Origin of the sequence: Amaricoccus tamworthensis, from assembly GCF_049800875.1 — a bacterium.
In the GTDB taxonomy this organism is placed as follows: Bacteria; Pseudomonadota; Alphaproteobacteria; order Rhodobacterales; family Rhodobacteraceae; genus Amaricoccus; species Amaricoccus tamworthensis.
In genome coordinates this window covers 449,930-473,933 of the sequence record NZ_JBNAFV010000001.1, presented here as the reverse complement: position 1 = coordinate 473,933, position 24,004 = coordinate 449,930, and the positions used below count along the sequence as shown (strand labels likewise).

At 60.4% G+C, this 24,004-nt stretch carries 21 protein-coding genes; 18 read left to right on the top strand and 3 right to left on the bottom strand.

The genetic code is table 11. The annotated features are described in order from the left end of the window. The first annotated feature begins 106 nt into the window (after positions 1–106). Both ACP15P_RS02320 and ACP15P_RS02315 read left to right on the top strand, forming a co-directional pair. Positions 107–697, top strand: a complete 591-nt coding sequence (locus ACP15P_RS02320; protein WP_424926878.1) for a TetR/AcrR family transcriptional regulator — start codon at positions 107–109, stop codon at positions 695–697. Position 698: 1 nt separating this feature from the next. Next, on the top strand, positions 699–1,622 hold the full coding sequence (locus ACP15P_RS02315; protein WP_424926877.1) for a DMT family transporter: 924 nt from the start codon (positions 699–701) through the stop codon (positions 1,620–1,622). 262 nt (positions 1,623–1,884) lie between these two features. Here ACP15P_RS02315 and ACP15P_RS02310 read toward each other — a convergent pair whose 3' ends face one another. Then, positions 1,885–3,054, bottom strand: a complete 1,170-nt coding sequence (locus tag ACP15P_RS02310) for an acetyl-CoA acetyltransferase (RefSeq protein ID WP_424926876.1) — start codon at positions 3,052–3,054, stop codon at positions 1,885–1,887. A 317-nt stretch (positions 3,055–3,371) separates the two neighbouring features. On the opposite strand from ACP15P_RS02310, the gene ACP15P_RS02305 reads away from it, so the two are divergent. From ACP15P_RS02305 to ACP15P_RS02270, 8 genes are all read left to right on the top strand, one after another. Then, positions 3,372–3,698 carry a Flp family type IVb pilin gene (locus ACP15P_RS02305; RefSeq protein ID WP_424926875.1) on the top strand — a complete coding sequence of 109 codons (327 nt, stop codon included), beginning with the start codon at positions 3,372–3,374 and terminating at the stop codon, positions 3,696–3,698. 193 nt (positions 3,699–3,891) lie between these two features. Next, positions 3,892–4,827: a Flp pilus assembly protein CpaB gene (gene cpaB, locus ACP15P_RS02300; RefSeq protein WP_424926874.1), complete on the top strand. Its 936-nt coding sequence runs from the start codon at positions 3,892–3,894 to the stop codon at positions 4,825–4,827. A 120-nt stretch (positions 4,828–4,947) separates the two neighbouring features. Further along, complete coding sequence (locus tag ACP15P_RS02295; RefSeq protein ID WP_424926873.1) at positions 4,948–6,303, top strand: type II and III secretion system protein family protein; 1,356 nt, start codon at positions 4,948–4,950, stop codon at positions 6,301–6,303. A 14-nt stretch (positions 6,304–6,317) separates the two neighbouring features. Beyond that, positions 6,318–6,992, top strand: coding sequence for a CpaD family pilus assembly lipoprotein (locus tag ACP15P_RS02290; RefSeq protein ID WP_424926872.1), 675 nt, complete (start codon positions 6,318–6,320; stop codon positions 6,990–6,992). Between the two features lie 3 nt (positions 6,993–6,995). After that, the gene (locus ACP15P_RS02285) at positions 6,996–8,213 is read left to right on the top strand and encodes a CpaE/TadZ family protein (RefSeq protein ID WP_424926871.1); all 1,218 of its coding nucleotides are present in this window, start codon (positions 6,996–6,998) and stop codon (positions 8,211–8,213) included. 6 nt (positions 8,214–8,219) lie between these two features. After that, a complete protein-coding gene (locus ACP15P_RS02280) occupies positions 8,220–9,851 on the top strand; it encodes a TadA family conjugal transfer-associated ATPase (RefSeq protein WP_424926870.1) in 1,632 nt (543 codons plus the stop codon). After that, the gene (locus ACP15P_RS02275; protein WP_424926869.1) at positions 9,836–10,840 is read left to right on the top strand and encodes a type II secretion system F family protein; all 1,005 of its coding nucleotides are present in this window, start codon (positions 9,836–9,838) and stop codon (positions 10,838–10,840) included. Before ACP15P_RS02280 ends, ACP15P_RS02275 begins: the two co-directional genes overlap by 16 nt. A gap of 15 nt (positions 10,841–10,855) precedes the next feature. Further along, positions 10,856–11,818 (top strand): type II secretion system F family protein, encoded by a 963-nt coding sequence (locus ACP15P_RS02270; RefSeq protein WP_424926868.1) that lies wholly within the window; start codon positions 10,856–10,858, stop codon positions 11,816–11,818. A 27-nt stretch (positions 11,819–11,845) separates the two neighbouring features. Here the strand turns inward: ACP15P_RS02270 and ACP15P_RS02265 are convergent, their stop codons facing one another. Next, the gene (locus ACP15P_RS02265) at positions 11,846–12,613 is read right to left on the bottom strand and encodes a tetratricopeptide repeat protein (RefSeq protein ID WP_424926867.1); all 768 of its coding nucleotides are present in this window, start codon (positions 12,611–12,613) and stop codon (positions 11,846–11,848) included. A gap of 204 nt (positions 12,614–12,817) precedes the next feature. Between ACP15P_RS02265 and ACP15P_RS02260 the strand changes: the two genes are divergently transcribed. The 7 genes from ACP15P_RS02260 (at position 12,818) to ACP15P_RS02230 (ending at position 18,766) form a co-directional block, all read left to right on the top strand. After that, positions 12,818–13,294 carry an A24 family peptidase gene (locus tag ACP15P_RS02260; RefSeq protein WP_424926866.1) on the top strand — a complete coding sequence of 159 codons (477 nt, stop codon included), beginning with the start codon at positions 12,818–12,820 and terminating at the stop codon, positions 13,292–13,294. A 122-nt stretch (positions 13,295–13,416) separates the two neighbouring features. Beyond that, entirely contained in the window at positions 13,417–14,883 is a 1,467-nt protein-coding gene (locus ACP15P_RS02255) for a TadE/TadG family type IV pilus assembly protein (RefSeq protein ID WP_424926865.1), read from the top strand. After that, positions 14,883–15,467 carry a TadE/TadG family type IV pilus assembly protein gene (locus ACP15P_RS02250; RefSeq protein WP_424926864.1) on the top strand — a complete coding sequence of 195 codons (585 nt, stop codon included), beginning with the start codon at positions 14,883–14,885 and terminating at the stop codon, positions 15,465–15,467. Before ACP15P_RS02255 ends, ACP15P_RS02250 begins: the two co-directional genes overlap by 1 nt. After that, positions 15,467–16,051, top strand: coding sequence for a TadE/TadG family type IV pilus assembly protein (locus ACP15P_RS02245; RefSeq protein WP_424926863.1), 585 nt, complete (start codon positions 15,467–15,469; stop codon positions 16,049–16,051). The genes ACP15P_RS02250 and ACP15P_RS02245 overlap by 1 nt, the downstream gene beginning before the upstream one ends. Before the next feature lie 114 nt (positions 16,052–16,165). After that, positions 16,166–16,819: a protein-L-isoaspartate O-methyltransferase family protein gene (locus tag ACP15P_RS02240; RefSeq protein WP_424926862.1), complete on the top strand. Its 654-nt coding sequence runs from the start codon at positions 16,166–16,168 to the stop codon at positions 16,817–16,819. 76 nt (positions 16,820–16,895) lie between these two features. After that, positions 16,896–18,296 (top strand): TolC family outer membrane protein, encoded by a 1,401-nt coding sequence (locus tag ACP15P_RS02235; RefSeq protein WP_424926861.1) that lies wholly within the window; start codon positions 16,896–16,898, stop codon positions 18,294–18,296. Between the two features lie 8 nt (positions 18,297–18,304). Then, positions 18,305–18,766 (top strand): hypothetical protein, encoded by a 462-nt coding sequence (locus ACP15P_RS02230; protein ID WP_424926860.1) that lies wholly within the window; start codon positions 18,305–18,307, stop codon positions 18,764–18,766. Positions 18,767–18,839: 73 nt separating this feature from the next. Here ACP15P_RS02230 and ACP15P_RS02225 read toward each other — a convergent pair whose 3' ends face one another. Next, positions 18,840–21,143 (bottom strand): xanthine dehydrogenase family protein molybdopterin-binding subunit, encoded by a 2,304-nt coding sequence (locus tag ACP15P_RS02225; RefSeq protein ID WP_424926859.1) that lies wholly within the window; start codon positions 21,141–21,143, stop codon positions 18,840–18,842. Positions 21,144–21,266: 123 nt separating this feature from the next. On the opposite strand from ACP15P_RS02225, the gene ACP15P_RS02220 reads away from it, so the two are divergent. Then, positions 21,267–24,002, top strand: coding sequence for a valine--tRNA ligase (locus ACP15P_RS02220; RefSeq protein WP_424926858.1), 2,736 nt, complete (start codon positions 21,267–21,269; stop codon positions 24,000–24,002). Positions 24,003–24,004: the final 2 nt, after the last annotated feature.

Below are 24,004 nucleotides of genomic sequence, written 5' to 3'. Positions count from 1 at the left end.
CCCCGTTTGAACGAGGCTGACGGCCCCAACGCGCGGGCGTGTCAAATGACCTCTTGCACGCCCAACAAAATAGGTATACCGGTCTGGCTACTTTTGGGGAACCGCCATGCCGACATCGGAAAAACCGCGCCGAAAATCCGCCCATGACCGTCTGATGCAGGCGGCCATGTCCCTGTTCTATGACCACGGCATCACCGGCACCGGTATTGATGCCATCGTTGAACGCGCCGGTGTGGCGAAAAAAAGCCTCTACAACAACTTCTCCTCCAAGGCCGATCTCGTGAACCAGTATCTCGAGGCCCGCCACGCGGAATGGCTCGGGCTCTACGACAAACGGGTTGCCACGGCGAACAACCCCAGGGAGCGCATCCTCGCGGTGTTCGACGCCTATCAGGATCACGCCGAATTCGCTTACGAGCGCGGCTTTCGCGGCTGCGGGCTTCTAAATGCCGCGGCCGAGCTTGAGGCCGGTGATAGCGGGCGCGTCGCCGTCCGCCGTCACAAGGAACAGGTTGAAAGCATCCTCGCGCAGCATCTCGGCGACCTGCTGCCCAATGATCCCGACCGCGCGAAATCCCTCGCGGAACACATCGCTTTTCTGCTGGAGGGCGCCATGGCCCGGGCCGGTCTGGAGGGCAACAGCAAACGGCTCCTCGCGGCCCGCGCCGTGGTCCGGAACATGCTGGAAGGTCTCTGACATGATGCAGGCACACGCGCTGGGCGTCATAGCCATCCTGTTTTCCGCCGTGGTCTGGGGCACCACCGGCACCGCCGCCACCTTCGCCCCGGATGTCAGCGCCGCCGCAATCGGGGCCGCCGCCATGGGAGTAGGCGGTCTTGCCCAGGCCCTGCTGGCCGCACGGGGCATCTACCGCTCCCGCGTCACCCTCTGGGACCAGCGCCGCCTCCTCGTGACCGGCGGCCTGGCGGTGGCGATTTATCCGCTCGCGTTCTACGGCTCGATGCGCCTGGCTGGAGTGACCGTGGGCACAGTCATCACCATCGGTTCCGCCCCGCTGCTCTCCGCCCTGATCGAATACCTTCTCGAGGGCCGCCGACTGACCCTGCGCTGGTCCATCGGCGCTTTGGTCGGTCTGATCGGCATGGCCCTCATCTGCGTGGCCGAGAACTCAGCCCATGCCGCCACCATCGGCGCCCAGTCCGTCCCGCTCGGCGTGGTCCTCGGCCTCATCGGCGGTCTGACCTATGCGCTCTATTCGTGGAGTGCTCGCAAAATGATGTTGCAGGGTGCGGCATCCTCTGTCGCGATGGGCGCAACATTCGGCCTCGGCGGTCTGATGCTGATGCCGGTTCTGTTTCTCACCGGCGGTCCGTTTCTGGCTTCCTGGACCAACGCGGCCGTCGGCCTCTACATGGCCGCCGTTCCCATGTTCCTGGGCTACATCGCTTTCGGCTATGGCCTCGCCCGGGTTCAGGCGAGCACGGCCACCGTCATCACCCTGTTTGAGCCGGTGGTGGCCGCGGTCCTCGCCGTCCTGATCGTGGGCGAACGGCTGCCCGCCATGGGCTGGCTCGGCGTTGTCATGGTGGTCGGGTGCCTCGCCATTATCACCCTGCCATCCTCAATCCGAAGACGGCCGGGACTCACCCCGGCGACCTGAACCAAAGGGCGCGGGATGCGTGCAAGTGTTGCCGGGTCCCGCCGCCCCGCGTCCGCACCGTCACGGGATCTCAACCGCGCGTCATGATGCGCGGGCAGGGGGCTGGTCGGCGATTCCCGGACGCGAAAACCGCTCCCGAAACTACAAACCCCGTGCAGAAACTACCACTTTTCGGGCAAACCCCGTGCAATCTGTGCCATTTGACTCACAATCTGTGCCACTTTCCTGCAGATCTGTGCCACTTCAGCACCCAAAAGAGCACTCAGCGGACCCGTTCGAGGATCGAAACATAGTTGGCAACCGACAGCCCACCCATGTTGAAAATCCCCGCCATCTCCGCATCCTTCACCTGCATCGCGCCCGCGTCCCCGGCCAGCTGCATCGCGGCCATCACATGCATGGAAACACCCGTGGCCCCAATGGGGTGCCCCTTGGATTTCAGCCCCCCCGACGGGTTGACCGGCAGCCTGCCGTCCATCTCCGTAAGTCCTTCATCCACAACGCGAAATCCCTGTCCCGGCTCGGCCAGACCCATGGCCTCATACTCGATCAGCTCCGCAATCGTGAAGCAGTCATGGGTCTCCACCAGCGACAGGTCATCGAGCGTCACCCCCGCATCCTCCAACGCCTTTCTCCAGGCCAGCGCCGCCCCGTCAAACGAGATCTTCGACCGCCTGCTGACCGGCAAAAAGTCATTGACCTGCGCGGTGGACCTGAACCCGATCACCGGCCGCCCCGTCTCCTCCGCAATCTCCGGCGTGGTCAGGACGAGAGCCGCAGAACCATCTGAAATCATTGAGCAATCCGTGCGCCTCAGCGGCCCGGCCACAATCGGATTTTTGTCCGACACCGTATTGCAGAACTCAAACCCAAAGTCCTTTTGCATATGCGCCAGCGGGTTGTTCACCCCGTTCCTGTGGTTCTTCGCCGCAATCCGCGCAAGGCTCGCGCTCCTGTCGCCCCAGGCCTGAAAATAGGCGTCCGTGACCTGCCCAAACACCCCGGCAAACCCGCCCTCAACATCCGCTTCCTCACGCACGTAGCACGCGCCCAGCAGCACCTCACCGGCGGCTTTGGTCGGAATTTCCGTCATCTTTTCAACGCCTACGACCAGAACCCGCTTCGCCTGACCGGCCCGGATCGCGTTGATGCCTGCATGGATCGCGGCTGATCCCGTAGCACACGCGTTTTCCAGCCGCGTCGCCGGCACATGCCGCAGCGCGGGTTCCGCCAGAGCCACCAGCGAGGCTTGAAAATCCTGCTTCTGAAACCCGTTGTTGAAGGCGCCCAGATAGATCGCATCGATCTCCTCAGCCCCACAGCCCGCATGGTCCAGAGCCGCCGGCACCACCTCCGCCACCAGCTCCTCCGCCCCCTCGGCCTCCGACCGCCCAAACCGCGAATGGGCCCAGCCCGCAATGCAAACGTCCATGTTGTCCTCCCGACCCGCGCACGGCTGAAACGCCGCTGCGGCAACGAATTCCCGTCGATTCAACAGTAGTATGCACGCCACGCCACGATCACAAAAGCGAATCCGGGCGGGATTCGCGCCGCGGACGGGCAGGGGAAGCGTGCGGAACGAAGGAGGAACTGCAAACCGGCCGGTACGGTGCGTCTTAACAAAGAATAATTTTCAGTAAACGCTAAATATAAATTTTGAGATAAAGGCTGCGGATCAGTCCAAAAAATCGGGGTTTTTTGCCGTTATTTCAGAAATTTAACCGCTTATAAACGCCTCAGGAAGTTAAATTGGAAAAATATATACAAAACAAAAGTACTGTTTTGTTGAAAAGTGAAAACGTCTGTGTAGACAGGCAGCGTGTCGAGGCACGCAGTAAATCGGAAGTATCAGGAGTGTTTCCAATGAGTAAACTGGCGAAATTTTCTTCGCGTTTCCTCCGTGACGAGGAAGGCGCAACAGCAATTGAATACGGTCTTTTGGCAGCCCTTATCGCTGTCGCAATCATCACGACTGCCGGATTCCTTGGCGATGAGATCGACCAGACTTTCAAAAACGTTGAAAGTGAACTGGCGGCCGCGAACAAGGACAACGGCGGCGAAGCCAAGAACGAGTAATCGGCTTACCCGTCGGGCAGGCCCTTTCCCAAGGTTCTTTCGATTTTCACGCCGGCCCCGCGCCGGCGGACCGGCCTGATCCGGCACAAAGCGTGCCGGGTCGAGCAGGCTGAATTTCCGAAACAATTCAGGGCAGGCAGCCACGACAGCGATCCGCACGGCGGATTCCGTCACACCAGAAGGTTTGAGGTATATGAGAGTACTCCTGTTCATTGTTGCGGCACTTATGGCGGCGGGTGGAACCGGGTTTTACCTCTTCCAACAGATGACCAGGCAGCCCGTTGAGGTGGCCCAGGTGCCGGAGCCGGTTACAACGACATCCGTTTATGTGCCGAGGTTCGACCTTCCGGCCGGTACCCTGATCGGCAGGGAAATGCTTGCCGAACTTGAGCTTGAAAACGAAACCGTCAGCCCGGAAATGATCGTTCCGGACGGCGACGGTGACGCGGAGATCCTTGGCAGTGTGGCCCGTCAGAGTCTCGCCAAAGGCGTCCCAATTGCCAGATCCACACTTGTGCAGCCGGGAGAGCGGGGCTTCCTCGCAGCGGTTCTGCCCAAGGGCAAACGGGCAATTTCCTTCGAGATATCAGAGACTGCGGGCCTTTTCGGCCTGATGCAGCCCGGGGACCGGGTCGACATGATCCTGACCTATTCCTTCCAGACCGAGGGTACATCCGGTCGCAGCGTCCACGCCAGCGAAACCGTGATGAAAAACCTGCGTGTTCTGGCACTGGACCAGAGGCTTCATTCCGGCGGTTCCTACCTTGATGAGGAGGGCAACCCGATTGAACGTCCCGTCGCGCGCATTGCCACGCTGGAGGTTACGCCGGCCCAGGCTGAAAAGGTGACGCTCGCCGCGTCCCTGGGAAGCCTGTCGCTGGTGCTGAACTCGGTCCAGGACGGCGGCGAGCCCGAGGTTGCGGAAGTCGACGGCGGCTTCGACGGGCTTCTGGGGCCGATCATGCGCCAGAACCCAGGCGACGGCGTGACCATGGACGCGCGCCTGTCCCAAAGCCAGCCCGGCCCACCCGAACGCAACGAGGCCGGACTGACCATGGACACGGATGTAACGACGCTTCTCCCCCGCGGCGGAGCGATCGAGGTCCAGATCGTCCGGGGCGCAAAATAGCGCCCACCTGGAGTGAATACCGATGGCAGAACCCGCCATGACCAAAACCAATGGGTGTCCCAAAACGGGCGCCGCCATTGCCGGAAACGAACCAGCACGGATCGTATGAGAGGCCAAGTGATGAAAAAACTTCTGGTTGGACTGACAGTTCTCGTGTCAGTGCTTGTAATGAACCCCCTCATGTTCCGCGCTCCGGCCACGGCCTTTGAGCTGGTAAAACCGGCCGTAGAGAGGGATGTCTCCATCGTGGTTGGCACGGGTCAGCTGATCCGGGTGGAGGAGGAGTTTTCCAGCCTTTTCGTCGCCAATCCGGAAGTGGCTGATATTGAGGTGAAATCCCCCCGGCTGCTTTACCTGACCGGCGTCGGCGTGGGCGAAACAACCCTGTTTGCCGTGGACGCGGACGACAATATCCTGATGTCCGCGGTCATTCGTGTGACCCATAACGTGGGCGCGCTTCAGCGGGGCATTGCCAGGATCGCACCCAACCGGAATATTTCGGCAACGACCGTGGATCAGTCCCTGGTGATCTCCGGCACTGTGGACTCGCCCGATCAGGCTGCTGATATCATCCAGGTCGCGAAACACTTCGTGGACAGCGACTTCCAGGTGGTCAACCATCTCGCGGTTGACTCGCCAACCCAGGTGAACCTCCAGGTGCGAATTGCCGAGGTGAACCGCAACGTGGACCGCCAGCTTGGCATCAACTGGAGTGCCGTGCATGTGAGCGCGGGTGGCTCGACCATTGGTTTCAGCGGTGGAACCGTGCCGCCCAACGGCTATTCCGGCGGTTTCAGCCGCACGACCAACAGCTTCAGCATCGACGTTCTGCTGCGCGCGCTGTCGGAGGAGGGGCTGGTGTCCATTCTGGCGGAACCCAACCTGACCGCGCGGTCTGGTGAAGCCGCGAGTTTTCTGGCCGGGGGTGAGTATCCCTATTCGGTCCGCACGGATGACGGCTATTCGATTGAGTTCAAGGATTATGGTATCGGCCTTGCCTTCACGCCCACGGTGCTGAGTGACAAACGGATCAGCCTGAAGGTGTCCACGGCGGTGAGTGACCTGAACTACGGTGACAACTCCTCGATCCCGACGCTGGATACGCGCCGCGCCGAGACCTCCGTTGATCTTGCCAGCGGGCAGAGTTTCGCGATTGCCGGACTGATCCAGAACGGCACGTCCCAGGACGAGTCCCGCGTGCCGGGGCTGGGCAGCCTGCCGATCCTTGGGGCGCTTTTCAAATCCTCCGGTTTCCAGCGTGAGCAGACCGAACTCGTGATCATCGTGACACCGGTCATCGTCGAGCCAACAGATCCGGGTGAGATCAGGACACCGGTCGACAACTACGTGCCGCCCAACGATTTCGAGCGCATTCTGCTCGGCCGTTTCCAGGGCAATGCGGCGGGGACGGATGCGGTTCGCAACCGGATGAACGACCGCCGCCTCTACGGATCTTCCGGGTTTGTGTTCGAGTAAGGATGGAGCCGAAAATGAGTAATGATATGAACGGCTTTCCCTCTTTGAAAAGCATGATCCTGCCCGCCCTTCTGGTCGCCGCCACGGGACTTTCGGGCTGCTCGGCACCCCTGCGCCCCGGTGGCAACTACAACAGTGCCGAATACAATATCGGCACCTCGCGGGCTCAGCAGGGGCTCTACTTTGAGCCGGGCAGTGCCGCGCTTGCCCGTGGCGAGAAAGCCCGCCTGGACGCGGTGATGCGCTCGCTCGAACTGCGGGCGGGGGATGACATTGTGGTCTATGTACCTGGTTCCGGTTCCGAGGTGCTGGATGAGCGTCGTGTCGAACAGGCCCGTGTGGCTGTTGAGGGACATGGCGCCCGGATCAGGGTGGTGCCAAACGCGGTGCCAGGTGATCTCAATCCCGGCCCGGATGCGGCGGTGGTACATGTCTTCCGCTACAACCGTTTCAACGTGGTCTGCCCGCGGCAGGGCGTGGATTTTGCCGATGACCGCAACGGCACACGCGAGATCCTGATCGGCTGCACCAACGCGGCCAACCGCGCCGCGATGGCCCACGAACGTGCTGATCTGATCGATCCCGGTGAGCTTGGCGGATCGTCGGTGACGACCGATCTCAAGGCCGTGGATGCCTATCGCGACTGGGCCGAGCGGGTCACAACCATCGAAATTGCCGGCGGAGAATAAGGCATGGCCAACGTTGCGAGAAAGCCCGGAGCCGGGATGGATTTCTCCGAGGACGACCTCGCGAGGGAGCCGTTTGGAGCCTATCTGCTCGATGACAGCTGTGTTGAGCCCATCCAGGAAACCATTGAGGTGCGCGGATGGTCGGCCACCCATATCCGCAAGGGTGGGCTTTCCGGGGCGCTGCGCCTGCTTGGGATCGCTCCGCCGCCCAAATTCATGATTGTCGATATCGAGGGCGAGTCCAAAGAGGACATCGAGAGCGGCATTCGCGAACTCGCCCGGCTTGGTTCGTCGGTCATTGCGCTGGGATCGGTCAATGACGTGGACTATTTCCGGACCATCATGCGGTCGGGTGCCAAGGATTACCTGATGAAGCCTGTCACGGCCGATGCGCTTGGTGAGGTGTTCGTACGTCTTGAGCAACCCAGTGACGGTGTTGCGCATCTGGGGCGTGTGATCGGCATTCTGGGCGCGCGCGGCGGCGTGGGTGTGACCACGCTCGCGATCAACACGGCCTGGACCATGGCGGAGAAGCTGAACCGCCGCACGTCGCTTGTCGATATGGACCTTTACGCGGGCAACATCGCCCTGTCGCTCGATATCGACCCGACGCGCGGTCTGCGTGAGGCTTTTGACGACCCCGAGCGTGTGGATGAGGTTTTTCTTCAGAACGCGATGGCGAAGCTCGGCAAGAGCCTGCACATCCTGGCGACCGAGGAGGCGTTCGACGACACCGTTCGCATGAACGATGCGACGGTTCTGTCCATCGCGGACACGATGCGCACGAACTTTGACATGACGGTTCTGGACCTGCCGCGGCACTTCGTCATGCGCGAGCCGCAGCTTTTCACCCGCTGCGACGATCTCGTGATCGTGGCGGAACTGACGCTGCAGTCGCTGCGCGATACGAACCGTCTGATCAAGCTGCTCAAGACCCGGAATCGCAATGCCAAGATGCATGTGGTTGTGAACCGGGTGACGTCGAAACCTGACGTGTCGAAAGCTGATTTCGAGGCGGGGATGGAGGGCAAGCTGCGCTGTTCCTTCCCGCTCGACACCAAGGCCACGACGCAGGCGACGCTGAAGGGCGAGCCGCTCGCGCAGGCGGAGCCGCGGCACAAGATGATTCAGGATCTGCAAAAACTCTGCGTGGAACTGGCCGGTGTGCCGGAGGAGTCCAAAAAGAAGGGCTTCCTGAGCCGCGCCTTCGGAAGGAAGTAACAAACCATGGATGACGGAGCCGATTTTCCGCTGGATCAGGGCGCGGGTGCGTCCGGAGGCATTTCCCTGCTTCAGTCCGCCGCTCTGACCCGTGTGCGCGAGGCTTTTGGCGAGGACGGCCTCAAAACCGTCAATCAGATGCAGATTGCGGAAAAAGCCAATGAGGTTCTGGAAGCGCTTGTGCTGAACGAGGCGGAAAAACCGGGCCTTGTTGAGCAGCGCACCATCCTCAAACACATCGTCGACGTCCTGATGGCCGAGAAGATCGCGATGGAGGTCAAAAGCGACGCCAAAAAGCAGAAGGGCTTTGACGACGGGCTGGACCCCCTGGCGGATGTCGCCGTTCAGGCGAAACCTGAGAACAAGAACGCGCGGTCCATTGAGGTTAAGACGAAGGTCATGCCGCTGCTGATGCAGCGCATTGACGTGTCGGTTGCCTCGGTTTTGACGCCTGACCAGCTGCGTGCCCAGATTTCCGGCATCGTCGAGGAGGTCATTCAGGAACTGCGCATCCAGCTCAACGCGACCGAGCTTCGGAATATCGTGCACCTGCTCGTTGACGACATGATCGGTCTCGGCCCGCTCGAGCCACTGCTCGCGGATCCGGCGGTGACGGATATTATGGTCAACGGGCCGAACCAGATCTACGTGGAGAAGGGCGGCAAGCTGGTCCTGACGGACACGACCTTCCGCGATGATGCCCATGTGATCCAGGTGGCAACACGTATCGTGACGGACGTGGGCCGGCGCGTGGACGAATCCACGCCGCTGGTGGACGCGCGTCTCAAGGATGGCAGCCGCGTCAACATCATCATTCCGCCCCTCGCGATTGACGGCCCCTCCATGTCCATTCGTAAGTTTTCGGACAAGGAGATCACGCTCGATACGATGGCCCGCCAGCGCAACATCTCCCACGAGATGGCCACGGTTCTGAAAATCGCGGCGCGGTGCCGTCTCAACATTCTGATCTCCGGCGGTACGGGTTCGGGTAAAACGACGCTTTTGAACGCCGCCTCGCGGATGATTGACAATGGCGAACGCACCCTGACCATTGAGGACGCGGCTGAGCTTCAGCTGCAGCAGCCCCATGTTGTCCGTCTGGAAACCCGCCCCGCGAACGTGGAGGGGGAGGGCGAGATCGGCATGCGCGACCTTGTCAAAAACGCCCTGCGTATGCGCCCGGACCGGATCATCCTCGGCGAGATCCGTGGCGAGGAAGCCATCGACATGCTTCAGGCCATGAATACCGGCCATGACGGATCCATGTGTACGATCCACTCCAACACGCCCCGCGACGCGCTGACGCGTCTGGAAAACATGGTTGCGATGTCGGGCTTCAAACTGCCCGCAGAAGCCGTGCGTGAGCAGATCCAGAGCGCCGTGGATCTGATCGTCCAGGTCAGCCGTATGCGCGACGGGATGCGCCGTGTGACGTACGTGACGGAAGTGACGGGCATGGAGGGCTCGGTGGTCACCACCCAGGACCTGTTCCGGTACGTCTATGACGGAGAGGATTCCGACGGGAACCTGCTGGGTGATTTCGAGTGTTCCAACCTGCGGCCGCATTTCATGCCGCGGGCGGATTATTTTGGCCTTGGCCCGAGACTTATGGAGGCGATGGGATGCAAGGCGAACTAGATCTTGCCTTCGTCGTCGGCATTTTTACCCTCTCCCTGGTGATGTTCATCTGCCTCGGGCTTTTCTTCATCACGGTCGCCATGAAGGCCCGCAAGAAGGAACGCAAACGCATTGCGCGTGTCAGCGGTCGCGGGTTCTCCGGCAAGCTGGCCTTTGAGGAGGCGCGGCTTAACCTCGCCAAGAAGCGCAGTGAAAACAATGGTGTCATCGACATTCTTGCCCGGGTCTTCCCGGTGCTCGACAGCGTTCAGCTGCAACAGAACATCGTGCGCGCCAACCTGAACCTCAACATGACCCGGTTCATTGCCTGGTGTCTTGGGGTTGCGGCGGTTTTGATGGTGCTCGGCCTTCTGTCGGGCGGAATCCAGCCGGTAATTCTCATTCCGGGGTCGCTGGTTCTGGGAATGCTGATCACCGATGGCGTGATCAAATACCTCGGCAAACGCATGACCGACCGGTTCATGCGCGAACTTCCCCTGGCGCTGGATACCATCATTCGCGGCGTGCGCTCCGGTATCCCGGTGGGGGAGTGTATTGCCACCATTGGCCGCGAGTATGACGAGCCGATTGGCGGTCATTTTCGCGCAATCAGTGAACGCGTTCAGTTGGGCGAGACGCTTGATTCCGCCATCTGGGGCGTTGCGTCCATCATCCGTCGTCCGGAGATGGATTTCATGGCGGTCTGCATCTCCATCCAGATGGAAACCGGCGGAAGCCTGGCGGAGGCGCTTGGCAACCTCGCGGACCTGCTGCGCAAGCGGCAGCAGATGAAGCTGAAGGTCAAGGCGATTTCGTCGGAAGCCAAGGCCAGCGCCATGATCATCGGGGCCTTGCCCTTTGTCATGCTCACGATGCTGTCTGTCACGGCACCGGATTATGTGGCGCCACTTTTTAACGACCCACGCGGCAACATGGCGTTGATGGGCGGTGGTTTCAGTATCGCCGTGGGCGCTTTTGTCATGTGGCGCATGACACAGTTCGAGATCTGACGGAGACGACCGACCATGGATTCCAACCTGTTCGTTGTATTTGCCCTCAGTGCCGGTCTGTCGGTTGTGTTCATCCTCTCCGGCGTTGTGATGTGGTATCTCAACTGGCGGGCGCGCCATCATCGCGTGATGGTTGCCGCGGGACTGGCCGTGCGCAACAGCGGCTCCGGCGGGAAAGCCGGCATGAGCCGTGACAAACGGATGATCAATGCCGGGCTGCTCGACTTCATGCGGCGCACGACCTCGGGTGTGACGATCCTGAAGGACAAGCAGATCAAGGACGTCAAAACAAAACTGGTTTCGGCCGGGTACCGGTCGAGTGACGCCCTTGTTGTGTACTCCTTCTTCAAGCTGGTCGCACCATTTGCGCTCACCGTCGGTGCGGCGATCTATGTTTACGGATTTGACGCCATTGGTCGTGGTCCGGCCATTGATGCGGGCGCAGTTTTGCTCGCGGCGCTTTTGGGGACCCGACTGCCGGACATGGTGCTCGACAATTCGCGCAAAAAACGTCTGGAGGAGGTCGAAAAATCTCTTCCCGATGCGCTCGACATGCTGGTGATCTGTGCCGAGGCGGGGCTTGGCTCCGACATGGCGCTCAAGCGCGTGGTGGCCGAAAGCGGACGCACGGCCACCGTACTGGGCGAGGAACTGGAGCTGACCGCGATGGAACTCGGCTTTTCTCCGGACCGGAAGAGGGCGATCGACAACCTCGCCGCGCGCGTGCCTCTGCCGTCCGTGCAGGCGTTTGCCAACTCGATGGTTCAGGCCGAAAAATACGGCACGCCTCTGGCACGGGCCTTCAAGGTTCTGTCCCAGGAGCAGCGGAATGAGCGCATGATGCGGGCCGAGGAAAAGGCCAGCAGGCTGCCCGCAACAATGACCGTGCCAATGATGGTGTTTATACTGCCGGCGCTCATGATCGTTCTGATCGGTCCGGCCGTCATCAGTGTGATGGATAATTTCGTAGGCCGCTGAACGGGCTTAAATGCGAAGGCCGCAGGCTTATTCCGCGCTTGCGACATTTTCGCCTTTTTGCAGCATCGCACGCATTTCGCGGTAATAGGCGATATTGCTGTCGATCTGACCTTCGCTGAGATCTTTCGCGAGGACCTGGCGGGCCTCCTTTTCGCGACCGGCCATACCGTAGGCGATTGCCAGGTTGCCCCGCGTGCGCGGCGAGGCCTCATGGTCATTGACCAGTTCCCGCAGTATGCGGATCGCCTCGTCGGTTTGCCCGGTAAGCGCGAGCGACAGGCCAAGGTTGCTCAGCAGGGCGAAATCCGTCGGGTCGCGGTCAAGTCCCTTTCGGTAAAGCGCCTGGGCCTCGGTGTGCCGACTGACCCGGTCGAGCGCGATGCCGCGGGCCGTGATAATCCGCAGATCTTTCGGTTTCTTCTTATAGGCCCGGTCCAGGTTGTTCAGGGCGTCGGTGTTTTTGCCCGCCGCGAGCTGCGTGCGTGCCAGTTCCAGCATGATGTCCGTGTCACGCGGTTTGCGTTCCTGGGCTGCAAGCAGAGCGCTTTCGGCGCGGTTGTACTGGCCGAGGCCGGTATAGCTGCGCCCCAGTCCAACGAGCGCCTCGACGGAGGAGGGGTTGGCCTCAAACGCCTGGCGGTACAGGGCCTCGGACGTCTCGTAGTCGCCCGAATCCGCCGCGGTTTCCGCGAGTTTCTGGGTGGATCCATCCGATCCCCCAAACGAAAGCGGATTGCCGGAGCAGGCCGAAAGGAGTGTGAGAGCTGTGAGGCAGGAAGCCATCCTGGTCTGCATGTTCCATTCCTCGTGCTGGATCGCATTTCGGCGACCGGGGTATCTGTTGACCTGCGGAAGCTGAAACAATGTAATTAAATTCCTGTTAAATTGCCTGCCAAATGCCGTCCGGTCCCGTCGGACCGGTGGTTACGGTTTGGAAAGGTTCGGTTGGGAAAATGCCGCCCACAGGTTTCGGGCAGCGACGGATCGGACACTCCACCAATGACAGTACTTCTACCGGTTTTGGCGGCCGCCTGCATGCTGGTCGCGGCCATCACGGATATACGCTCCCGCCGCATCCCCAATCTTATCTGCCTGGCCATTGCCATCCTCGCCTGCGCCCGCATGATTGTGGAGATCACCGGTCCGGGTGATCTGTCCTTTGCCGTGACGGGCATGGTTCTGGACCTTGCCGTTGGTTGTGGCGTTTTGATCGTCACGGCCGTTTTGTTTGGCCTGGGAGTGATCGGGGGCGGGGATGCGAAGCTCTTTACCGCGGGCACGCTGTTTGTCGGGGCGGCGCGCTCGGTGGATTTCTTTTTTGCCGTGGCGGTGTTCGGCCTGATCCTCGCGCTGCTGTTCATGGTCTCGAAAATGACCGTGCGCATGGAAGGGGAGGTTGTGGCGGCGTTTGAGAAACTGCCCTACGGCGTCGCGATTGCGGCCGGATGCGTCTATGTCCTTGCGGCCGGGGTTTGAGCCTCCAAGCCCCCTGAATACAACATTTTTTACGATTTGTTGAGACGGATTGCCTATGTCGAAGGCGGCCTTCGGCGCGTGGGCGGCGGCGGCCACATACGGGTAGAGGATTGGAACCGGCCATGTGGCGATCACCGTTGGCACTGCTGAAAAAACGCTTTCCACGTTCGTTGATCCGGGACGAGCGCGGCGCGATTGCCATCATGTTCGCCCTGATGTTGGTGCCGACCTTCGGGGCGGTTGGCCTGGCCGTTGATCTTACCAACGGCTATATCCTCAAAAGCCGTCTGTCGAAATCGATCGACTCCGCGGCCCTTGCGGCAGGGCGCGCCATGGCAAACGGCAATGCCGAAACCGTCGCCCGCCAGTTTTTTGAGGCCAATTTCGGACAGAGCATCGATTCCCTCGATCTGACCAGTTTTGAGTTCAAGGTCTCCGACGACGAAAAACTCATCACCATGGAGGTCTCCGCCAAGAAGGACACGTTCTTCATGCGTGTATTTAACCGCGATACGATGAATGTCAGCGCGCGAACGGTGGTGGAGCGTGAGGCAACCGGGCTCGAGTTGGCCATGGTGCTTGATGTTACCGGCTCGATGGCCTCGGGCAAGAAATTCAAAACGATGCAGTCGTCGGCCCTGAGTCTGATCGACACGCTTTTTGGTGACGATGAGGAACTGGAAAACGTCTGGGTCAGCATCGTTCCGTTCGTGGCATCGCTGAACATTGGCACGCACAACAGTGACTGGCTGAACCCGCTCGACCGGGCCATCGTCAGTGTCGAAGACTATCTGACCGAAGGGTGGCGCGGTTGTGTAGAGGCCCGGCCAAGTCCCTATGACGAGGACGACGCGCCGCCATCGGTTCAGGATTTCACGTCCTATTTCTATCCGTCGACCCGCGATACCCAGGAAGAGCCGTCGAGTGACAAGGACAATCCCTGGCCGCCCATCCGCTCCGAATGGACTTACGGGTCGACCGGTTATGGACCCAACCACGCCTGTGGCCCTGAGATCATTCCCCTGACCAAGTCCCGCACGACGCTGGAAACCGGTCTGAAAAACCTTGTGGCCTGGCACCGCGGTGGCACAACAGCCAACCTCGGATTGTCCTGGGGCTGGCGCACCCTTTCACCGCGCTGGAGAGGGGTGTGGAAGGGCGATGAGCGCAAGGACCTGCCGCTTGATTATGACACGCCGGGCATGGTGAAGTCGGTCATCATCCTGACTGACGGTGAAAACAACCTTCACGATCAGGACAGCAAGGGTAACACCCGTGTTTCCGACTACACCGCCTATGGTCGTCTCAATGAGGGACGTCTTTGGGACGCCGGGGCCTACAACCGAAGCCAGGGGCGCGCTTTGCTGGACAAGAAACTGGCTGCTACCTGCGAGGCGATGAAGGACGAGGGCATCAACATCTACACCATTACCTACGGTAGTGGCGCGAGTTCCGGCACCATCAAGAATCTGTTCCGCAACTGCGCCTCCGTCCCCGCGATGTACTACCACGCGCCCGCGAACCAGGATCTTGCCGGGATTTTTGACCAGATTGCGGGCGAGCTTGCCAGCCTGAGAATTGTTGAGTGATGGGTGCTTTTCTGAAAACGGCGGCGCGTCTGCGGCGTGCCCGTTTGCGGCGGGATGAGGAGGGTGCAACCCTTCTGGAGTTTGCCATTGTCCTGCCGGTGTTTCTGACCATGCTGTTTGGGCTGTTTGAGTTTGCTTTCATCATTTTCATCAGTTCAAGCGTGGACGCCGCCATCCTCAATGCATCCCGTCTTGGGGCAACAGGTCTGAAATACGAAGACGAAACCCGGTCCGAGATGGTCCTGAGAATTGTTCAGGAACAGACCTGGGGTCTGATCAAGCCCACCGCCTCCGATCTCGATATCCTGATCTATGACAGCTTCAGCGACATCGGTAAGCCGGAGCCCTTCGACGATGACAATGGCAATGGTGATTACGACGAGGGCGAAAGCTTCACGGACATCAACGGCAACGCCCAGTGGGACGATGACATGGGTAAGGCCGGTCTTGGCGGCTCTGATTCCATCGTGCTGTACCGGGTGCGCTATGCCTGGGGCTACGTGACCCCGTTCATCCGCAACCTGCTGGGCGATGAGTTTCAGTATTCCTCCAGCGTTGCCGTCAGAAACGAGCCGTTTAACTGATGCGCGTCCGGGTTCCCAAAATTCTCAGGCGCCTGCGTCGCAATACGGATGGTGCCTCAGCGATTGAGTTCGCGCTCATCCTGCCGGTTTTGTCCGGGCTGCTCTGCGGCTCAATGGATATGGGGCATCTGATGCTGCTGACGCAGCGGGTACAGAACGGGGCGTTCATCCTGGCGGACCTGTCGGGTCGCGATCAGACCCTGTGTGAGGACCAGATTACCGACATTTTTCACGCTATGGACGATCTGCTCAAGCCGTTCAGTTTCGATGAGGACGGCATGGCGATCATTACGAGCGTGAGTGGCATCACGCCGACGGCCGGTGGTGTCGAGTCCCAAATCAACTGGCAACGGACCGGCGGCAAGTCGCTGGCCGCGGAAAGTAATGTGGGCACCAAGGTTGGCGGGGAGGCGACCCTGCCGGCAAGTTTGCCGCTGGCCCCTGGTGATCCGCTGATGGTCGCGGAGATGTTCTACAGTTATGAGCCGTTGATCGGGATGTTCACTTCCCCAACCATCATTCACAAGATCGCCTATATCAAACCACGGCTTGGATCCCTGACAACACTTCCCCCATGCCCCTGACCAAGGTGGTCTTTTCACGTAAAAACCATGATGTGAGCGGTTGCAGCGCGTTGCCAGGGCCTGGGATATGTGCGAATAACCGGAGGTTCGCGAAAGCACTGTGAGGTTGCCAACATGAATGATTTCGCCTCGGCCCGTGAGGCCATGGTAGACTGTCAGGTGCGTCCGTCCGATGTGACGCGCTATCCGATCATTGATGCAATGCTGCGCGTGCCGCGTGAGGAATATGTTCCGTCCAACCTGCGATCCGTTGCCTATCTGGGCGATCACGTGCCGCTGGGTGGGAACCGTGTGGTTCTGGACCCGCGCGTGTTCGGCAAGATGCTCGACGCGATCAATGTGGGCCCCAAAGACCTGGTGCTGGATATCGGCTGTGGCTACGGATATTCCGCCGCGGTCCTCTCGCACATGGTCGAGGCGGTCATTGCGCTGGAGGAGGATCCCGAGCTGGCCGAGGCCGCCGAGGAAATTCTGGCCGCGCAGGGCGCTGACAACACCGTGGTCGAAAATGGCCCCCTGGTTGAGGGAAAGGCGCAGCACGGACCGTTCGACGCCATCATCATTGAGGGCGCCATTGAGGAACTCCCCGACGCGATTGCGGATCAGCTCAAGCTCGGCGGGCGCATCATTGCCATTTTTGTTTCGGGCAATGACGGTAAGGCCATGCTTGGTCTGAAGACGGAAAATGGTATAGCGTGGCGACGTAGCTTCGATGCCACAGCGCCGCTTCTGCCCGGCTTTGCCGCGACAAAACAGTTTGAGTTCTGAGACGTAAGGATCGATAGTGCCGGGCAAAGCCTGAATACAGGCGGCTTTGGTGTGAGCAGTACCCATAAGGATCGTCATGAAAACGGCACGCATACGAAATTTACTCCTGACGACAGGTGCGGTAGCCCTCCTGTCGCTGCAGCCGGTCGCGGGTTTTGCGGAATCGCTGACCGACGCGCTGATCAAGGCCTACCAGACCAGCCCGGTGCTCGCCTCCGGACGCGCGGGACTGCGCAGCCTCGATGAGAGCGTGCCGATTGCCCGCTCGACGAAACGTCCGCAGGTTGATGCCAATATCGGGGCGGGAACGTCCGCCGATTACGGTGATTTTGACGACAGCCGCAGCGATTATCTTCAGGCCACGCTCGATGCCAGCCTGATCGTTTTTGACAGCGGTCAGACCCAGGCGGCTATTGAATCGGCCCGGAATGATGTGGCCGCGGGCCGTGCCGACCTCAAGGGCATTGAACAGACGGTGCTTTATGATGCGGTGCAGGCCTATGTTGACGTGCGCCGCGATGAGGAATTCGTGAAGCTCGCCAGGGCCGATGTCGACCGGCTCGAGGAGACCCTGCGTGCGACCCGCAACCGCTTCGAGGTGGGTGAGGTGACACGCACGGACGTAAGTCAAAGTGAGGCCCGTCTGGCGGAATCGCGGGCAACGCTTGCGGTCACGAGCGGTCAGCTTCAGATTTCCCGCGAAGCCTATCGCGCCGCGATCGGCAACGCACCCAACAACCTCGAAAATCTGCCGCCCAAGCCCGATCTCCCGGCGACCTTATCAGAGGCCGAGGCCGTGGCGATGCAGAACAACCCGGACCTGATTTCGGCGCAGTTCAGTGAGCGTGTCGCGGTCTACGACTTCGACCGCGCCCTTGCCGCGAAACGACCGACCGTGCAGGTGGGGGCCTCGACCGGTCTGAGCCGCAGCACGAATTCCCTTGGCAGCTTCGGGGGTGATCCGTTTGCGGAGCTGTCGGTCTCGGGCAACATGCCGCTTTATACGGGCGGCCGGAATGACAGTCTGATCCGTCAGGCTCAGGCCCTGATCGACCAGCGCAGGTTCCAGGTTCAGGAAACCGGACGTCTGGTGCGTGAGAACGTGGCGGCCGCCTGGGCGCAGTATGAGGCGGCCGGTGTGACCATCATCGCGACCCGGGAACAGGCCGAAGCCAGCCGCATCGCGGCGGAAGGTGTAGCCGAGGAAGCCCGCCTGGGTGCGCGTTCGACCCTTGAGGTTCTCGATGCCGACCAGGACCGTCTGGAAGCCGAGGCACAGATCGTTGAGGCGATCCGCACCGAATACCTCGCGGCCTATGCGCTGTTGCAGGCGATGGGACTTCTGACGGTTGAGCATCTGAACCTTGGCATCGAAACCTACGATCCGGACATAAATTTCGCGCGGGTTCAGGACGGACCAATTGGGGGCTACGACACCTCGGTGGTTGACCGTATCCGGTCCCGCTGGGAGCAGTAGCGGCAGGCGTGACAGCGGACAATACCAGTAACGGCACGGAAGACGAACGGAGCGGCAAACACAACCCGAACGCTCTGGCTGAAGTGCTGTCCTCCATCCGGGAACTCGTAACTGCGGAAGCCGACGCGCGCATGGAAAGCGGCGGGTCGTCGTCCCGTTACGAGGGCGCCTCAACTGAAATGCAGGGGGTTTTGATCCTCACGCCGGAAATGCGTGTGGACACGGACCGCGACGATGCCCGCGATGGCGAAGTGCTGTCCGAGGGGATTGGCACGAACCCGCGGCACTCGACAGGGGCTCCGATCCTCGACGAGGAGGCTTTGCGCGGTGTGGTCAACTCCATCGTGCGGGAGGAACTTCAGGCGGAGCTTGGCGACCGTATCAGCCGCAACCTGCGCAAGCTGATCCGTCGCGAACTGGCCCAGATGCTCGACGAGCGCGAGGCCGCCAAAAAATCCGAAAACAACTGAGGCTTTTGGGCTGAGCCGCTGACACGCGCAAGGTCTGCGCGTGTTGGCTTTTGCAATGATTGCAGCCGACCGGTCAGGCGGACTTTTTCAAAGTGGCGTCAGCAGAATTGAGGATGTTCCACACACGGCTGGGCGTCAGCGGCATGTCCACGTGCCGGACACCACTGTCCCACAGCGCGTCGAGGACGGCATTGGTCACGGACGCCAGGGAACCAACCGTCCCGGCCTCGCCGCAGCCTTTCATGCCAATCTCGTTGGCGGTGGAGAGAACGGGCTGGGTGAAAAAATTGATCATGGGCATGTCGGCGGCGCGTGGCATTGCGTAATCCATGAAAGAGCCGCTCAGAAGCTGTCCATCCTCGGAATAGACCACTTCCTCGGTTACGGCCTGACCAACGCCCTGAACGACACCGCCATGCACCTGACCCTCGGCGAGCATCGGGTTCACGAGGTAGCCGAAATCATCCACCACGGTATATTTCTGCACGCTGACCTGGCCGGTGTCCGGATCGACCTCGACCTCCGCGAAGTGTGCGCCATTGGGGTAGGAGCGGGCGGGCAGGTCGTATTTGACCCGTGTGCTCAACAGGTCGGTGAGACCACGTTCCCGCGCCACTCCAGCCAGGTGCATCAGATCGACGCTGCGGTCGGTTCCGGCGACGCTGAACGAGCCGTCCTCCCAGACGAGATCCGCATCGGCGATTTCCAACTCTTCGGCTGCCAGTTCCCGGAATTTGCGGATGGCCTCGTCTGCGGTTTTGTTAATGGAGTTACCCTGGAGCGTGACCGAGCGCGACCCGCCGGTGCCGCCGCCCATCGCAATCCGGTCGGAATCGCCCTGGATGAACCGGATTTTGTCGAAGGGTATCCCGGCGCGTTCGGTCAGAAACTGCGCGAACACTGTCTCGTGTCCCTGGCCGTTGGACTGGGTGCCGACATAAAGATCCACGAAGCCATCCTCGGCAAAATCGATCTGGGTATGCTCAACCGGATCGCCCAGAATGGATTCGATGTAGTAGCAGAGACCAAGCCCTCGCAGTTTACCGGCCGCCGCACTTTTGGCCTTGCGGGTTTTGAACCCGGCGACGTTCGCTTCCTTCAGCGCCCTGTCGAGCACCATGTTGAAATCGCCGACATCATACAGCTCACCGGACACCGTCCGGTAGGGAAATTTCTCCTTGGGGATGAAGTTCTTACGTCGGAATTCGATGGGATCCTTGCCCAGTTCGCGGGCAGAGACGTCCATCAGACGCTCGATCACGTATATCGCCTCCGGACGTCCGGCGCCGCGATAGGCATCCACCGGCGTTGTGTTGGTGAACACGCCCTTCACATTGAAAAGCGCGGTCTGGAAATCATACACGCCCGGCAAAACCTTCAGCGCCAGTTCCGAGGCAATGTATTGCGCGAAGAACGAGTTATAGGCACCGAGGTTCGAGATGCAGTTGATCCGCACCGCCTTAAGCCGGAAATCCGCATCGAACGCGGCCTCCGCGGTTGTGACGTGGTCGCGACCGCCCACATCGGTCAGCATCGCCTCGCCGCGGCCACTCATCCAGCGCACGGGTGTATTCAGTTTCCGTGCGGCGAAGGCCACCGCGAAATATTCCGGATAGTTGAAGCCTTTGGTGCCAAACCCTCCACCAACATCTCCGGTGGTGACCTGAACCGCTTCCGGTTCCAGGCCGAGGTTTTCCGCGAGTTCGTTCTTGAGGTTCCAGACACCCTGGCCGGTAAACTCCATATGCAGACGGCTGCCATCCCAGACCGCGTGACAGCCGCGCCCCTCCATGGCGGAGTTGTGGATGCGGTTGTCGATCAGATCGAGGCTGGTCGTGTGCGCGGCAGTGGCAAAAGCCCGGTCGGTCGCCTCCGCATCGCCATAGGACCAGTCATAGGCGAGGTTGTCCGGAGCTTCCTTATGGATCGTCGGACCTCCGACCGCGGTTGCGACATGGACGGGAAGATCGTGATAATCGACCATAATCAGGTCCATGGCATCGAGCGCGGCTTCCTTCGTTTCCGCCACAACCAGGGCTACGGCCTCGCCCACATACCGCACGGTGCCGTCGGCCAGAACGGGGCGCACAGGGGCGGCGCCGTTCGATCCGTCGCGGTTTTTCACCGTATGAAATGCCACCTGATTTTTGAGTTCGCCCTCCAGGTCGGCGGCCGTGTAGATCGCGTGAACGCCCGCCACCGCGCGGGCCTCTTCCAGATCGGGTTGTTCGAACGTGGCGTGGGCCACCGGGCTGCGCAGGAACATGGCATGGAGCGCACCCTCGGCGGCCGTGTCGTCGCAGTATTTGCCCTGCCCGGTGAGCAGGCGGAGATCCTCCTTGCGGGTAACGCTTTGGCTGGTTCCAAACTTGATCATGGGTCTCTCCTCCTGAAGGTGGCCGGGGGCAGATTAACAACTGCTGCGTCAGCGTCCATAGGGCTTTCCCTCCTGGTGACCGGACGTTATGAAACGGGCCAGACCAGATTGGATTGCAGAACCATGCCGATGGAAAAGAACTTCGACGCCGCCACGGCGGAACCGGAAATCAGTGCAAAATGGGAAGCGGCCAACGCTTTTGCCATGGGTGCCAACGCGAAAGAGGGGGGTGAGCCGTTCTCCATCCTTTTGCCGCCGCCCAATGTGACCGGCAGCCTGCATATGGGCCACGCGTTCAACCATACGCTGATGGACATTTTGACCCGCTGGCACCGGATGAAAGGGGATTACGTTCTCTGGCAGCCGGGTCTCGACCATGCGGGTATTGCGACGCAGATGGTTGTTGAGCGCAAGCTGGCGGCTGATGGCAGCCCCGGGCGTCGCGAGCTGGGCCGTGAGAAATTCGTTGAGAAGGTCTGGGAGTGGAAGGAGGAGTCCGGCGGGACAATTCTGGAACAGTGCCGTCGCCTTGGTGACAGCTTCGATCTGGACCGCAACCGGTTCACGATGGATCCGGGCTTCCACGATGCGGTTCTGAAAACCTTCGTTGAGTTCTACAACAAGGGTCTGATTTTCCGCGGGAAACGCCTCGTGAACTGGGACCCGAAATTCGAGACCGCGATCTCGGATCTTGAGGTCGAGCAGGTCGAGACCAACGGGCACCTCTGGCGTTTGCGCTATCCGTTGGAAAATGGCGAGACCTATCAGCATCCAGTTGCATGGGATGACGAGGGCAAGCCGACCGAATTCGAGACGCGCGACTACCTGGTCGTTGCGACCACGCGGCCCGAAACCATGCTGGGCGATACGGGCGTCGCGGTACACCCCGATGATGAGCGCTACAAACATCTGGTTGGCAAAACCGTGCGTCTGCCGCTGGTTGGGCGGTCAATTCCGATTGTGGCGGATGATTACGCTGATCCGGAAAAAGGCACCGGTGCGGTGAAGATCACCCCGGCCCATGACTTCAACGACTGGGAGGTTGGCAAGCGCCAAAACCTGCGCGTTATCAATGTTATGGATCGGCAGGCGAATATTTCGCTGGAGATCGATCCGGGCTTCCTCAAAGGCGTTGAAGTTTCTGATGCCCTCAAGGCATTCGACGGTCTCGAACGCTATGAGGCCCGCAAAAAACTGATCGCTCTGTCCGAGGCTGAAGGCTGGCTTGATGGCATCGACAGCGAGGTCCATATGGTGCCCCACGGGGACCGGTCCAAGGTCGCCATTGAGCCCTACCTGACCGACCAGTGGTTTGTTGACGCGGCCAAACTGGCCGGTCCGGCCATGGACGTCGTCAAAACCGGAAAGACCCGTATCCTGCCGGAAAGTCAGGAGAATACCTATTACCGCTGGATGGAGGAGATCGAACCTTGGTGTATTTCCCGCCAGTTGTGGTGGGGTCATCAGATTCCGGTGTGGTATGATGAGGATGGCAATCCCTACTGTGCCATGACCGAGGATGAGGCCATTGTTCAGGCCGGCGGCAGGACGCTGACCCGCGACCCCGACGTACTCGACACGTGGTTCTCCTCAGGGATTTGGCCCCTTGGAACAATGGGTTGGCCGGATAAAACGCCAGAGGTGGAAAGGTTCATTCCGACAAGCGTGCTCGTGACCGGGTTCGACATCCTGTTTTTCTGGGTTGCGCGCATGATGATGATGCAGATCGAACTGTCCGGCGAGGTGCCGTTCCGCGACGTCTATATTCATGCCCTGGTTCGGGACGAGAAGGGCAAGAAGATGTCCAAGTCCCTGGGCAATATTCTCGATCCTATTGAGCTTATTGATGAATTTGGCGCGGACGCGGTGCGGTTTACCCTGTCGTCCATGGCGGCGATGGGGCGCGATGTGAAATTGAGCCGGGACCGGATTGCGGGGTACCGGAATTTCGGGACCAAGCTGTGGAATGCCGCGCGGTTTGCGGAAATGAATGGCTGCAAGCCCGATCCGGACTTTGATCCGACCTCCGTGAAGCTGACGGCGAACCGCTGGATCGTTGGTGAGACCGGTAAGGTCCGCGAGGAACTGGACGCCGCGCTGACCGCGTATCGGTTCAATGACGCCTCCAACGCGCTCTATTCCCATGTCTGGGGGCGGGTGTGTGATTGGTATGTGGAACTCGCCAAGCCGTTGTTCCAGGACGAAAATTCAGCGCCTGAGACCCGTGCTACGATGGCTTGGGTTCTTGATCAGTGTATTGTCATGATGCATCCGTTCATGCCGTTTATTACCGAAAGCCTGTGGGGTGGTATTGCCGAGCGGGCGGAAATACTGGCGCACCGGGAATGGCCGGACTACGGCACGGGACTGGTTGACGCGGATGCGGATGACCGGATGAACTGGATCATCGATCTGATCGAACAGATCCGGTCGCTGCGGGCGGAGATGCGGGTTCCGGCAGGGGCGAAAATCACGCTGCTGAAACTGGATCTCGATGCGGATCGCGCCGAGGTTCTTGCGGAAAATCAGGCGCTTGTGGCGCGGCTTGCCCGTATTGAGACCTTTGGTGAGGCGGAAGAGGCGCCGGTTGGGTCGATCACTTTCACCTGCCGTGGTGGCACGTTCTGCCTGCCTTTGGCGGATGTGATTGACATTTCGGCCGAGAAGGCGCGGCTGGAGAAGGCGGTTGGCAAACTTGAGAAGGATGTCAAAGGCTTGCGCGGTAATCTTGCCAATGAGAAGTTCCTGGCCAATGCCAAACCTGAGGTGATTGCGGACAAGCGCAGTAAGCTCGTGGAGGCGGAGGAGGAACTGGTGGTTCTGAATGCCGCGCGTGAGCGCCTCGCGACGCTGGGATAAAT

Coding starts and splice junctions, on each gene's coding strand:
- ACP15P_RS02320 (WP_424926878.1), top strand. CDS start 107: ATGCCGACATCGGAAAAACCGCGCCGAAAATCCGCCCATGACCGTCTG.
- ACP15P_RS02315 (WP_424926877.1), top strand. CDS start 699: ATGATGCAGGCACACGCGCTGGGCGTCATAGCCATCCTGTTTTCCGCC.
- ACP15P_RS02310 (WP_424926876.1), bottom strand. CDS start 3,054: ATGGACGTTTGCATTGCGGGCTGGGCCCATTCGCGGTTTGGGCGGTCG.
- cpaB (WP_424926874.1), top strand. CDS start 3,892: ATGAGAGTACTCCTGTTCATTGTTGCGGCACTTATGGCGGCGGGTGGA.
- ACP15P_RS02295 (WP_424926873.1), top strand. CDS start 4,948: ATGAAAAAACTTCTGGTTGGACTGACAGTTCTCGTGTCAGTGCTTGTA.
- ACP15P_RS02290 (WP_424926872.1), top strand. CDS start 6,318: ATGAGTAATGATATGAACGGCTTTCCCTCTTTGAAAAGCATGATCCTG.
- ACP15P_RS02285 (WP_424926871.1), top strand. CDS start 6,996: ATGGCCAACGTTGCGAGAAAGCCCGGAGCCGGGATGGATTTCTCCGAG.
- ACP15P_RS02280 (WP_424926870.1), top strand. CDS start 8,220: ATGGATGACGGAGCCGATTTTCCGCTGGATCAGGGCGCGGGTGCGTCC.
- ACP15P_RS02275 (WP_424926869.1), top strand. CDS start 9,836: ATGCAAGGCGAACTAGATCTTGCCTTCGTCGTCGGCATTTTTACCCTC.
- ACP15P_RS02270 (WP_424926868.1), top strand. CDS start 10,856: ATGGATTCCAACCTGTTCGTTGTATTTGCCCTCAGTGCCGGTCTGTCG.
- ACP15P_RS02265 (WP_424926867.1), bottom strand. CDS start 12,613: ATGCAGACCAGGATGGCTTCCTGCCTCACAGCTCTCACACTCCTTTCG.
- ACP15P_RS02260 (WP_424926866.1), top strand. CDS start 12,818: ATGACAGTACTTCTACCGGTTTTGGCGGCCGCCTGCATGCTGGTCGCG.
- ACP15P_RS02255 (WP_424926865.1), top strand. CDS start 13,417: ATGTGGCGATCACCGTTGGCACTGCTGAAAAAACGCTTTCCACGTTCG.
- ACP15P_RS02250 (WP_424926864.1), top strand. CDS start 14,883: ATGGGTGCTTTTCTGAAAACGGCGGCGCGTCTGCGGCGTGCCCGTTTG.
- ACP15P_RS02245 (WP_424926863.1), top strand. CDS start 15,467: ATGCGCGTCCGGGTTCCCAAAATTCTCAGGCGCCTGCGTCGCAATACG.
- ACP15P_RS02240 (WP_424926862.1), top strand. CDS start 16,166: ATGAATGATTTCGCCTCGGCCCGTGAGGCCATGGTAGACTGTCAGGTG.
- ACP15P_RS02235 (WP_424926861.1), top strand. CDS start 16,896: ATGAAAACGGCACGCATACGAAATTTACTCCTGACGACAGGTGCGGTA.
- ACP15P_RS02225 (WP_424926859.1), bottom strand. CDS start 21,143: ATGATCAAGTTTGGAACCAGCCAAAGCGTTACCCGCAAGGAGGATCTC.
- ACP15P_RS02220 (WP_424926858.1), top strand. CDS start 21,267: ATGCCGATGGAAAAGAACTTCGACGCCGCCACGGCGGAACCGGAAATC.